Origin of the sequence: Micromonospora sp. ATCC 39149 (assembly GCF_000158815.1) — a bacterium.
Taxonomy (GTDB): domain Bacteria; phylum Actinomycetota; class Actinomycetes; order Mycobacteriales; family Micromonosporaceae; genus Micromonospora.
Map to the genome: position 1 here is coordinate 6,097,381 of NZ_GG657738.1, position 11,616 is coordinate 6,108,996.

Genomic DNA, 11,616 nt, shown 5'->3' on the forward strand with positions numbered 1-11,616 from the left:
CCGCTTGCGGGCCTGCTCGGGAGCGTTGCGTTGGACCTGTTGAAGCCTTTGTCCGATGAGTCGACAGTGCACTCTCTACTGGACGCCGCGGCCGCCGCCGCAGCCGGATCCCCCGCGGTACGCGACGCCGCCGGCGGGTGGTCCTATGCCGAACTCGCCGCATGGAGCCACGCGGTCGCCGCCTGGCTGGAATCCCGGGGCGTGCGGCCGGGCGACCGGGTCGCGGTGCAGTGGCCGACGACCCGGGAACTGGTCGCGATGTTCTTCGGGGTGTCCCGTCGGGGCGCGGTGTTCGTACCGCTGAATCCCGCGATGAAGCCGTTCCAGCTGCGCTCCGTGCTGGCCGGCGCGCAGCCCCGGATGTTCCTCACCGAGGCCGACGCGGCGGAGGTGTGGACGCAGGTGCGCCTGCTGCGCTCGGCCGGCCGCGCCGATCCGGTCCCGGTCGCCCCGGACGACGTGGCGGTGCTGATGTACACCTCCGGCAGCACCGCCACCCCGAAGGGCGTCATCGGGCCGCACGCGCAGCTCACCTTCGCGTCCCGGGCGATCCAGGCGGTGCTCGGCTACCGCGGCGACGACGTGGTCTTCTGCCGGTTTCCGATGTCCTGGGACTATGGCCTCTACAAGGTGTTGCTGTGCTGCCTCGGCCGCGCCGAGCTGGTATTCGCCGGCGCCGAGGCGGATCCGGTGCTGCTGGCCCGGATGCGCGAGGTGGGCGCGACGGTGGTGCCGATAGTGCCGTCGCTGGCCACGATGATCCTCACCCACGTGGATCGGGAATTCACCGCCCCGGCCCGGGAGACCGTGCGGATGTTCACCAACACCGGTGCCGCGCTGTCCGCGACCACCATCGCCCGGCTGCGCGCCGCGTTCCCCGGCGCCTGGGTGGTCCGCCAGTTCGGCCAGACCGAGTGCAAGCGGATCGCCATCATGCCGCCGGAGCAGGACGGCGCACGGCTGGGGGCGGTCGGCCTGCCGCTGCCCGGTACCACCGTGGCGGTCATCGACTCCGAGGGCCGCCCGCTGCCGCCCGGCCAGATCGGCGAGATCGTGGTGTCCGGCCCGCACGTGATGCCCGGCTACTGGGGCGATCCGGAGCTGACCGCGCGTACCTTCCGGCCCGATCCGGTCACCGGCGCGCGGCGCCTGCACACCGGCGACTACGGGCACATGGACGCGGACGGGTTCCTCTACTTCACCGGGCGGTCCGACGACATGTTCAAGCGCAAGGGCATCCGGATGAGCACCCTCGAGATCGAGGCGGCCGCGATGGACATTCCCGGGGTACGCGCCGCCGCCGCGGTGCCCCCGACCGGCGAACTCGACCTGGCCGTCTACGTCGAGGCCGATCTGGCGCCGCACGCCGTGCTGCGCGAGCTGGCCCAGCGGCTGGAGCCGGCGAAGGTACCGGCGGTGTGCCACGTGGTGGACAAGGTGCCGCTCACCGCGCACGGCAAGAACGCCATCCGGGAGCTGCGGGCGAGGGCGGCCCGATGACCGGCCCGGACGAGCTGGCCGAGCGATTCGGTACCCCGCTCTACGTCTACGACCTGGATCGGGTGGCCGAGGCCCGGTCCCGGTTGTTCGCCGCCCTGCCCAGCGGATTCGACCTCTTCTACGCGGTGAAGGCCAACCCGCACCCGGACGTGGCCGGCGCGCTGCGGGACGGGCCCGGACCGGCCTGCCGCGCCGAGATCAGCTCGACCGGCGAGCTGGACGCCGCGCTCGCCGCGGGGTACGCCGCGGGGGAGTGCCTCTACACCGGACCGGGCAAGACGGACACCGAGCTGGCCGTCGCGATCGCCCGCGGGGTCCGGCTGTTCTCCGCCGAGTCACCGACCGATCTGCGGCGCATCGGCGCGGTCGCGGAGCGGTACGGCGCGGTGGCCGAATGCCTGCTGCGGATCAACTGCACCACGGCCGGGGCCGCCACCGGAATCCGGATGATGGGCCGGCCGTCCCAGTTCGGCCTGGATCTGGAGAGTCTGCCGGCGCTGCTGCCGGAGCTGCGCGCGACCCGCGGGGCCCGGCTGGTCGGCGCGCACTTCTTCACGATGAGCAACGCCGGCGACGAGTCCAACCTGGTCGCCGAGTTCGAGCAGGTGGTCGAGCTGGCGGCCGGGCTGGCCGTCGACTCCGGCCTGCCGCTGGAGCTGCTGGACCTGGGCGGCGGGTTCGCCGCGCCGTACGCGGTGCCGGGCGCCCCGATGGTCTACCCGAAGCTGCGTACCGAGCTGGAGCGGCTGCTCGACCTGAACCTGCCCCGGTGGCGTACCGGCACCCCCCGGCTGGCCTGCGAATCCGGCCGCTATCTGGTCGCCGGGTGCGGGACGCTGCTGTGCGGCGTGGTGAACGTCAAGCGGGGCCGGGGGCAGACCTACGTGATCGTGGACGCCGGGATCAACGCGATCGGTGGGCTCTCCGGCCTGGGCCGGCTGCTGCCGATGGCGGTGTGCCTGGACGGCGCCGACGCGACCGAGCGAGCCAGCCTCGTCGGTCCACTGTGTACCCCCGGGGACCTGCTCGGCCGGGATGTCCAGGTGCCGGTCCTCGCCGCCGGTGACGTGGTGCGGATACCGAACGTCGGCGCGTACGGGATCACCGCCAGCCTGCTCGGCTTCCTGAGCCGGCCGGCTCCGGCCGAGGTGACGGTCCGGAACGGCGAGGTGGTGTCGGTGTCCCGGCTGGAGCCGCGCCGGGTGCCGCTGTCGAAGGGAGCCCCGTCGTGACGTCGACCGCGCGACTCGACCCGCACCCCGCGGCGTCGCGCGACGGCCACCCGACCGCGGTGGTCAGCAGCATGGCCTCGGACGCGCACACCTGGAACCTGGTCTTCCTCCAGTTGCTGGTCGAGGAGCTGGGCTTCGAGGTGACCAACCTGGGCCCGTGCGTGCCGGACCGGCTGCTGGTCGAGCAATGCCGGATCCGCCGGCCCGCGCTGGTCGTGCTCAGCAGCGTCAACGGCCACGGCTACCAGGACGGGCTGCGCGTGATCGGGCAGTTGCGCGGCGCCGCCGGGCTGGCCGGCATGCCCATCGTGCTGGGCGGCAAGCTCGGCGTCTCCGGCGAGCACCGGGCCGAGCGGGTGGCCGAACTGCGGGACGCCGGCTTCGACGCGGTGTACGACGACCGGCCCGACGCGATCGAGTCGTTCCGGCGGTTCGTGGCCGGCCGGGTCGCCGTGGGCCGGCCGTGAACTTCGGGGAGTTCGTCCGCTGGCGGCACGCCCGGGGCGCGCTGGTGGTGCAGCCCCGGATGGGCTTCGCCGACCCGACCCTCATGCGCGCCGGGCTGCTGGCCACCCGGCAGGCGGACGCCGCCACGGTGGGCACCATCACGCTGGACAGCTACACCCGGGTCGGCGACCTGGACGCCGCGGGACACGCGCTGCGCCAGGGGATCGCGCTCAACGGGTACCCGATCGTCAATCATCCGGTGGACACGACCCGGGCGGTGCTGGACGGGGTGCTGGCCGAGGACTTCCCGGTGCAGGTGCGCCACGGGTCCGCCCGGCCGCTGGACATCTTCGCCGCGCTGATCCGGGCCGGCCTGCACGCCACCGAGGGCGGCCCGGTGTCGTACTGCCTGCCCTACGGCCGGACCCCGCTGGCCGAGTCCGTGGCGAACTGGGCGGCCGCCTGCGAGCTGCTGCTGACCACCCGCCAGGACGGGGTGGAGCCGCACCTTGAGACGTTCGGCGGCTGCATGCTGGGCCAGCTCTGCCCGCCCAGCGAACTGGTCGCGATCAGCGTGCTGGAGGCGCTGTTCTTCCACCGGATGGGGCTGCGGTCCATCTCGGTCAGCTACGCCCAGCAAACCAACCCGGCCCAGGATCTAGAGGCGGTGACCGCGCTGCGCCGGCTCTGCGCCGAGCTGCTGCCCGGCGCGGACACCCACGTGGTGGTGTACGCCTACATGGGCCTGGCACCGCGCACCCCGGCCGGCGCGCGCCGGCTGTTCGCCGAGGCGGTGCGGCTCGCGGTCGCCGGCGGCGCGCAGCGGCTGATCGTCAAGACGGTCGCCGAGGCGTACCGCATCCCGACGATCGCGGAGAACGTGGCCGCCCTGGAGCACGCCGCGGCGACCGCCCGGGCCATGCCCCGGCCGGCGGACCCCGCGGCGTCCGGGGGCCAGGTCTACCGGGAGGCGCGTGCGATCGTCGAGGCGGTGCTGGACGGCGCCCCCGACCTCGGGCGGGCCATCGTCCTGGCGTTCCGGCGCGGGCTGCTGGACGTGCCCTACTGCATCCACCCGGACAACGCCGGGCGCAGCCGCAGCCACCTGGACGAGGACGGCACCCTGCGCTGGACCCGGCTGGGCAACCTGCCGCTCGGCGGCCTGGCGGAACTGCGCCCCCGGGACCCGGTCGGCTCGACCGAGCTGCTGTCCGCCCTCTCCTACACGCAGCGCACCTTCGACGCACCCCATCTCAAGGAGGTCTGATGGTCTCCGGCGGTCCGATCCGCGACTACCCGTTCGAGATGCACGAGATCGACAGCTCGCCGCTGTACGCGACGCTGCGCCGGGACGAGCCGATGAGCCGGGTGCAGTTGCCGTACGGCGAACCGGCCTGGCTGGCCACCCGGTACGCCGACGTGAAGGTGGTGCTGACCGACCCGCGGTTCAGCCGGGCCATCGCCCAGGGACTGGACCAGCCGAGGCTGCGCCGGCAGTTGGACGGCGACGGCATCATGGGCATGGACCCGCCGGACCACACCCGGCTGCGCCGGCTGGTCGGCAAGGCGTTCACCGCGCGGCGGGTCGAGGCGATGCGGGCCGACGTGCGAAACCGGGCCCGCCGCCTGGTCGACGCGATGGTGGCCAAGGGGCCGCCGGCCGACCTGGTCGAGGAGTTCGCCCGCCCGCTGCCGGTCTCGGTGATCTGTGACCTGCTGGGGGTACCCTTCGCCGACCACCAGATCTTTCGGGAGTGGACCGAGGGTCTGACCGACGACGCGACCGCCAAGCGCGAGGTGTTCTTCGAGCTCGGCGACGCGCTCGGCGACTACATGGCCGGGCTGGTCGCGCAGCGTCGCCGGGAGCCCACCGACGACCTGTTGGGCGCGCTGGTGCGGGCCCGGGACAACGGCGACAAGCTGTCCGAGGACGAGCTCATCTCGATCGCCGGGCCCGGGCTGCTCACCGGCGGCGTGGAGACGGTCTCCTCGGGCCTGCCGAGCTTTGTGTTCACCCTGCTCACCCACCCGGAGCAGCTCGCCCTGCTGGGCGGCTCGCCGGAGCTGATGCCGACCGCGGTCGAGGAGCTGCTGCGCTTCGTCCCGATCAACACGGCCGCGATGTTCGCCCGCTACGCGCTGGCCGACGTCGCCTTCGGCGACGTGGTCGTCCGCGCCGGCGACCCGGTGCTGCCCGCCCTGGCCGCCGGCAACCGGGACCCGGAGGTCTTCGCCGATCCGGAGCGCATCGACCTGACCCGGCGCAACAACCCGCACCTGGCCTTTGGGCACGGGCCGCACCACTGCATCGGGGCCCAACTGGCCCGGCTGGAGCTGCAGGAGGCGCTGACCGAACTGCTCACCCGGCTGCCCGGGCTGCGGCTGGCCGAGGGGCGGGCCGGAGTGCGGTGGAAGTACGGCGTGATCGTGCGCGGCCCCGCTCGGCTGCCGGTCACCTGGTGATGACCGCGAACGACGATGGGAGTGGCGCGATGGACGAGGCCGCGTTCGCCGAATTGACCGCAATGACCGCATTGGCCGCCGCCGAGCGGGAGCGCCTGCTGCACCGGCTGGTCCAGGAGCACACCACCGCCGTGCTCCGCGAGGTCATGCCGGTAACGGTCGAGCCGGTGGACCCGACCGTGCCGTTCCGCGATCTGGGCCTGGACTCGCTGGCCACTGTGGAGCTGCACGCCCGGCTGGCCGCCGAGACCGGCCTGGACCTGCCGGTCACCGTCGCGTTCGACCACCCCACGCCGGCGCAGCTGGCCGGATACCTGTGCGCTCGGCTGGGGGGTGCGGCGGTCGGCGATGCCGGGGTGCCGGTCGAGCCGGCCATCGGGGACGCGGCGGAGCCGGTGGCGGTCATCGGGATCGGCTGCCGGTACCCGGGCGGGATCCGCTCCGCGGAGGACCTCTGGCGGCTGGTCGCCGACGGCCGGCACGTGCAGTCCGGGTTCCCCACCGATCGGGGCTGGGACCTGGAGAGGCTCTACGACCCGGACCCGAACCGGCCGGGCAGCAGCTACGTACGGGTCGGCGGGTTCCTGCCGGACGCCGCCCACTTCGACGCCGATTTCTTCGGCATCGCGCCCCGGGAAGCCTCGGCCATGGACCCCCAGCAGCGGCTGGTGCTGGAGACCGCCTGGGAGGCGCTGGAGCGCGCGGCGATCGATCCCACGGCGCTGCGCGGCACCCCGACCGGCGTGTTCATCGGAGCGGAGGCGCAGGAGTACGGTCCCCGGCTGCCCGAAGCGCCCGGCTCGCTGGACGGCTACCTGCTGACCGGCAACGCGCCGAGCGTGATCTCCGGCCGGGTCGCGTACGTGTTCGGGCTGGAGGGGCCGACGCTCACCGTGGACACCGCCTGCTCGGGCTCACTGGTCGCGGTTCACCTGGCGGTCCAGGCACTGCGGCGTGGCGAGTGCCCGCTGGCGCTGGCCGGCGGGGTGGCGGTGATGGCCGGGCCGGGCACCTTCACCGCGTTCAGCCGGCAGCGCGGGCTGGCTCCGGACGGGTTGTGCAAGGCGTTCGCGGCGGCGGCCGACGGCACCGGGTTCAGCGAGGGCGTCGGGCTGTTCGTGCTGGAGCGGCTCTCCGACGCGGTTCGCCACGGGCACCGGGTCCTCGCCGTGATCCGGGGTACCGCGATCAACTCGGACGGCGCCTCGAACGGGCTGACCGCGCCGAGCGGGCTGGCCCAGCAGCGGCTGATCCGGCGGGCCCTGGCCGATGCCCGGCTGCGCCCCGCCGATGTGGACGCGGTGGAGGCGCACGGCACCGGCACCCGGCTCGGCGACCCGATCGAGGCGGGTGCGCTGCTGGCCACGTACGGCCGGGAGGCTGAGCGGATCCTCTGGCTGGGCTCGGTCAAGTCGAACATCGGGCACACCTAGGCGGCGGCCGGCGCCGCCGGTGTGATCAAAATGATCATGGCGATGCGGCACGCGGTGCTGCCCCGGACCCTGCATGTCGACCAGCCGACCCCGGACGTGGACTGGTCGGACGGCTCGGTCCAACTCCTCACCGAGGCGCGGGACTGGCCGCGGACCGATCGTCCGCGCCGGGCCGGGGTCTCCTCGTTCGGGGTCAGCGGCACCAACGCTCACCTGATCCTGGAGGCGGCCGAGGACCCGGACCCCATCAGCACCGATACCCCCGACGACCCACCGGCGGCCGTACCGCTGGTGCTCTCCGCGCGGTCGGCGGCGGCGCTGCGGGAGCAGGCTCGTCGGCTGCTGCCGGTGCTGGACCGGGTCGAGCTGCCGGACCTTGGCCACGCCCTGGCCACCACGCGGGCCGCGCTGGAGCACCGGGCCGTGGTGGTGGCCCGTGATCCGGCGCAGGCGCGGGACGGCCTGGCGGTCGTGGCCCAGGGCGGCGGAGCCGTTGTGGACAGCGCCGCGCCCGGCGGGGTGGCCATGCTCTTCACCGGCCAGGGCACCCAGCGGCCAGGCATGGGTCGGGACCTCTACCGCGACTTCCCGGTGTACGCCGAGGCTCTGGACGAGGCGCTCGACCACCTGGACGTCCACCTGGACCGGCCGCTGCGCGACGCGCTGTGGGGGACCGACGCGACGACGCTGGAGCAGACCGGGTACGCCCAGTGCGCGATCTTCGCCGTCGAGGTGGCGCTGTACCGGCTGATGGAGTCCTGGGGCGTGGCACCCGAGGCACTACTCGGCCACTCGATCGGCGAGTTGGTCGCGGCGCACCTCGCCGGGGTCTGGTCGCTCGCCGACGCCTGCCTGGTGGTCGCCGCCCGAGCCAGCCTGATGCAGGCCCTGCCGTCCGGCGGCGCCATGGTCGCGGTGACCGCCACCGAGCCGGAGGTACGCGCCCGGCTGACCGGCGGCGTCGACATCGCCGCGGTGAACGGCCCCCGCTCGGTCGTGGTCTCCGGCCAGCGGGACGAGGTGGACCGGGTCGCCGCCGCGTTCGGCGGGGGCCGACGGCTGCGCGTCTCGCACGCGTTCCACTCGTCGCTGATGGACCCGATGCTGGCCGACTTCCGCCGGGTTCTGCGGGCGGTGAGCTACGCGCCGCCCCGGCTCCTGGTGATCAGCAACGTGACCGGACGGCCGGCCACCGCCGAGGAGCTGGGCACCCCGGAGTACTGGGTACGCCAGGTGCGCCAGCCGGTGCGCTTCGCCGACGGGGTACGGGCGCTGGCCGGCCTCGGCGTGCGTACCTGCCTGGAGCTGGGCCCGGATCAGGTGCTCACCGGGCTGGCCCGGGACGGGCTGGCCGGGGAGGAGATCGCGGTCGCCCCGACCATGCGCCGGGGCACCGGCGGGGCGACGCTGCTGGCCGCGCTGGCGACCGTGTTCGCCCGGGGCGGACCGGTACGCTGGTCGTCCTTTTACAGTGGACGCTCCTACCGCCGCGTCGACCTGCCCACGTACCCCTTCCAGAGCAGCCATTTCTGGCTCAGCCCGCCGGCCCGGTCCGCCGACCCGGGCACCCTCGGCCAGGTGGCGTCGGCCCACCCGCTGCTGCCCGCGGTGGTCGGGGTCGCCGACTCGGACGGCATCGTGCTGACTGGCCGGCTGTCCGTCACCGCCCAGCCCTGGCTGGCCGACCACACCATCGCCGGTGAGATCGTGCTGCCCGGTACCGCGTTCGTGGAGATGGCGTTGCGCGCCGTGGAGCACTCCGGCGGCGGGTGCGTGGAGGAGCTGACCCTGCACACCCCGCTGGTCCTGGCCCCGCAGGGCGGGATCGCGATGCAGGTCGTTGTCGGGGCGGCGGGTGACGACGGGCGCCGGACGATCGAGTTCTACTCCCGGTCGGAGGCCGAGCCCGTGGCCACGACCTGGACCCGGCACGCCGCCGGGCACCTGGCGCCGGCCGCCGGGGTTACCCCGGTCGAGCTGGTCACCTGGCCGCCCGAGGGTGCGCGGCCGGTCCCGATGGACGACCTCTATCCCCGGCTGGCGCGAAGGCTACGCTACGGCCCGGCGTTCCGTGGTCTGCGCGCGATCTGGCGGCGCGGCACGGACAACTTCGACGAGGTGGAGTTGCCGGCCACCGCCGCGGCCGACGGCTTCGACCCGCACCCGGCGCTGCTGGACGCGGTGCTGCACGCGATCGACACCCCCGCGGAGGCGGAGCCGGACTCGCTGCACCTGCCGTTCGCCTGGACCGGGGTACGCCGGTTCGCGGCCTGCGGCACCCGGCTGCGGGTGCGGATCTCGCCGGCTCCCGGTGGTGGGACGTCGTTGACCCTGGCCGACCCGTCCGGCGCGCCGGTGGCCTCCGTGGCGTCGCTGCGCTCCCGGCCGGTGCCCGCCGAGGCGCTGCGGGCCGGCCGGGACCGGCCGCTGCTGCGGGTGGAGTGGCGGCCGGTCGACGTGGTGGACTCGGTGGGCGACCAGTCCGGGGTGGTGGCGGTGCTCGGGCCGGATCCGCTCGGGCTGGACGCGCCGACCTTTCCGGACCTGGCGGCGCTGGCCGCGGCCGGGGTCCCGGACATCGTGGTGGTCCCGGTCCGGCCGGACCTCGCGGAGGACCTGGTGCCGGCGGCGCGGGCGGCGGTACACCGGCTGCTCGGCGTGGTCCAGGAGTGGCTCGCCGATGCCCGGTTCACCGGGTCCCGGCTGGTCGTCGTCACCCGGGGGGTCACCGGCCCGGCCGGGCTGGCCGGTGCCCCGGTGCCGGGCCTGGTGCGCTCCGCGCAGGCCGAGCACCCGGGCCGGTTCGTCCTGCTCGACCTGGACGAGGCGGCGCTGACCACGTGCCTGCTGCGCGCCGCGCTGTCCGCCGGTGAGCCGGAGCTGCGGCTGGACGGTGGGGTGCTGCTGGCCCCGAGGCTGGCCCGGGTACGCCCGGCCGCACAGCCGGTCGACTGGGATCCCGCGGGTACGGTGCTGGTCACCGGCGGTTCCGGTGGGCTGGGTCGGCTGGTCGCCCGGCACCTGGCCACCGCCCACGGGGTGTCCCGGCTGCTACTGGCCAGCCGGCGCGGTCCGGGCGCCCCGGGCGTCGCCGAGCTGGTCGCCGAGCTGGCCGGGCTGGGCGCGACGGCCCGGGTGGTAGCCTGCGACGTGGCTGACCCGGCCGCGCTGGCCGAGCTGCTCGCCGGGGTGCCCGCCGACCACCCGCTGACCGCGGTGGTGCACGCGGCCGGAGCGCTCGACAACGGCATGATCGGTACGCTCACCCCGGCACAGCTGGACACCGCGCTGCGCGCCAAGCTGGACGCCGCCTGGCACCTGCACGAGCTGACCCGGCACCTGGACCTCGCGGCGTTCGTGCTGTTCTCCTCGTCGGCCGGCCTGCTCGACGGCGCCGGGCAGGGCAACTACGCGGCCGGCAACACGTTCCTGGACGCGCTCGCCGGGTACCGGCGCGCGCTCGGGCTGCCCGGGCTCGCGCTGGCCTGGGGGCTGTGGTCCGGATCGCAGGGCATGGGCGCCGAGCTGGCCCCGGCCGACCGGCACCGGATCGACCGGCTCGGGCTGGCGCCGATGACCCCGGAGGAGAGCCTCGAGGCCCTCGACGCCGCGCTGCGCTGCACCGAACCGGCCCTGGTGCCGGTACGCCTGGACACCGCGGCGCTGCGGACCCGCCAGGACGGGGTGCCGGCACTGCTGCGTGAGCTGGTACCGGCCCGACCGGCGGGCGCCCCCGCCCGCCCGTCCCCGGCCCCGACCGGGCCCGACCTGGCCGGGCGGCTGCGCGGCCTAACCGAGGCGGACCGCGGCCGGGTCGTGCTGGACCTGGTGCGGACCCAGGTGGCCGCGGTGCTCGGCCACCCCGGCCGGGACGCGATCGACCCGCGCCGACCGTTCAGCGAGCTGGGCTTCGACTCGCTCGCCGCGATCGAGCTGCGCAACGCCCTCGACTCGGCCACCGGGCTCCGGCTGCCGGCCACGCTTGTCTTCGACCAGCCGACGCCGCGGGCGGTGGCCCAGCACATCCTGGCCGGCCTGGCCGGCTCTGCGGGCTCTGCCGCGTCCGCCGCTGGCGTCGAGCCGTCCGGCCCGGGCGGCGCGACCACGGACGCGGACGAGCCGATCGCGATCGTCGGAATGGGGTGCCGATACCCGGGCGGTGTCGGGTCGCCGGAAGACCTGTGGCGGCTACTGGCCGACGAAGTCGACGCGATCACTCCGTTCCCGGCGGACCGCGGCTGGGACGTCGAGACGATCTACGATCCCGAGCCGGGTCGGCCCGGCCGTAGCTACGTGCGGCACGGCGGCTTCCTGCACGACGCCGCCGAGTTCGACGCCGACTTCTTCGGCATCGGTCCGCGGGAGGCGCAGGCCATGGACCCGCAGCAGCGACTGCTGCTGGAGGTGTCCTGGGAGGCGCTGGAGCGGTCCCGGATCGACCCCGGCTCGCTGCGGGGGACCCGCACCGGGGTCTTCGCCGGCGTGATGTACCACGACTGGGCCACCCGGCTGGGCGCGGTCTCCGAGGAGGTGGCCGGGTA

Annotated in this window: 7 protein-coding genes; all 7 read left to right on the top strand. The window is 74.8% G+C overall.

The window, feature by feature from the left end; all coding sequences use genetic code 11:
- Nucleotides 1-66 precede the first annotated feature (66 nt).
- Nucleotides 67-1,500, top strand: a complete 1,434-nt coding sequence (locus tag MCAG_RS26695) for an AMP-binding protein (protein WP_232290295.1) — start codon at nucleotides 67-69, stop codon at nucleotides 1,498-1,500.
- Nucleotides 1,497-2,732 (top strand): decarboxylase, encoded by a 1,236-nt coding sequence (locus tag MCAG_RS26700; protein ID WP_007076064.1) that lies wholly within the window; start codon nucleotides 1,497-1,499, stop codon nucleotides 2,730-2,732. The genes MCAG_RS26695 and MCAG_RS26700 overlap by 4 nt, the downstream gene beginning before the upstream one ends.
- Nucleotides 2,729-3,199, top strand: a complete 471-nt coding sequence (locus MCAG_RS26705; RefSeq protein WP_007076065.1) for a cobalamin B12-binding domain-containing protein — start codon at nucleotides 2,729-2,731, stop codon at nucleotides 3,197-3,199. The genes MCAG_RS26700 and MCAG_RS26705 overlap by 4 nt, the downstream gene beginning before the upstream one ends.
- Nucleotides 3,196-4,446 carry a methylaspartate mutase gene (locus MCAG_RS26710; protein ID WP_007076066.1) on the top strand — a complete coding sequence of 417 codons (1,251 nt, stop codon included), beginning with the start codon at nucleotides 3,196-3,198 and terminating at the stop codon, nucleotides 4,444-4,446. The genes MCAG_RS26705 and MCAG_RS26710 overlap by 4 nt, the downstream gene beginning before the upstream one ends.
- Nucleotides 4,446-5,642, top strand: a complete 1,197-nt coding sequence (locus MCAG_RS26715) for a cytochrome P450 (RefSeq protein WP_007076067.1) — start codon at nucleotides 4,446-4,448, stop codon at nucleotides 5,640-5,642. Before MCAG_RS26710 ends, MCAG_RS26715 begins: the two co-directional genes overlap by 1 nt.
- A gap of 29 nt (nucleotides 5,643-5,671) precedes the next feature.
- Nucleotides 5,672-7,075, top strand: a complete 1,404-nt coding sequence (locus MCAG_RS32970; RefSeq protein ID WP_198141644.1) for a type I polyketide synthase — start codon at nucleotides 5,672-5,674, stop codon at nucleotides 7,073-7,075.
- Between the two features lie 36 nt (nucleotides 7,076-7,111).
- Nucleotides 7,112-11,616 (top strand): type I polyketide synthase (locus MCAG_RS32975; RefSeq protein ID WP_198141645.1); only part of this gene is annotated, 4,505 nt, incomplete at its 3' end.

Excerpts from the sequence above, each read along its gene's own strand:
- MCAG_RS26700 (WP_007076064.1), top strand. The coding sequence starts at position 1,497 with ATGACCGGCCCGGACGAGCTGGCCGAGCGATTCGGTACCCCGCTCTAC.
- MCAG_RS26715 (WP_007076067.1), top strand. The coding sequence starts at position 4,446 with ATGGTCTCCGGCGGTCCGATCCGCGACTACCCGTTCGAGATGCACGAG.
- MCAG_RS32970 (WP_198141644.1), top strand. The coding sequence starts at position 5,672 with ATGGACGAGGCCGCGTTCGCCGAATTGACCGCAATGACCGCATTGGCC.